The organism is Vibrio sp. 1978 (assembly GCF_033344345.1).
Genome location: NZ_JAWPOP010000631.1, coordinates 1 through 629, shown reverse-complemented (window position 1 = coordinate 629; position 629 = coordinate 1). Strand labels below are relative to the sequence as shown.

Genomic DNA, 629 nt, shown 5'->3' with positions numbered 1-629 from the left:
TGCAAATCGACATTGCTCACCGTCATTTTTGCATTGCGTGACGCAAAGAAGCCGACGTATTGCGAGTCTGAGTTTTGCATTTCAACGATATTGGCATTCGCGCCTTTTACCGCTTGCTCAACGAATTTTTCGCCATTACGGTAGCTGACTTTGAAACCATCATTGGTGCGTGTCAGCGTCATGCGGTAGGTTTCAGCCGTGCCGTAAGGCACCCCTTCCACATAATCGACACGGCTTAAACGGTTACCCGGCGTTCCCCAAGGTTGATAAACGCCTTCACGAAACGATGCGTTGATGTTGGTCATGCCATCGTTCGTGCGGGTGTGAGAACGCATTAGGTTCATCACCATGTTCGATGCAGACGGAAACTCTTCATGGCCCTCAGGTTGCGGCACTAAACGCTCGGCACCTAGAATGTCGCGCACCATCAAACCTGCGCCTTCTTGGCGGTTTGGTGTCGCGCCTGTTTCCGGGCCAAGCTGTTCAAGCACCACATCGGCACTGAGGGTAAAGTTCACATCAGTTGGTAGCTCGGTGTAGTAAAAGGTGAGTCCTTCATGCGAGTTAGCTAACTTGCCGCCGCGGCTTTCAATGGTAAATGTGGACGCTAACTTACCAGCAGCGACAAC

The 629-nt window shown here is 51.7% G+C and carries 1 pseudogene; it reads right to left on the bottom strand.

The features are described from left to right. Positions 1–629: pseudogene (locus R8N49_RS28235) on the bottom strand (exopolygalacturonate lyase); the annotation flags it as partial.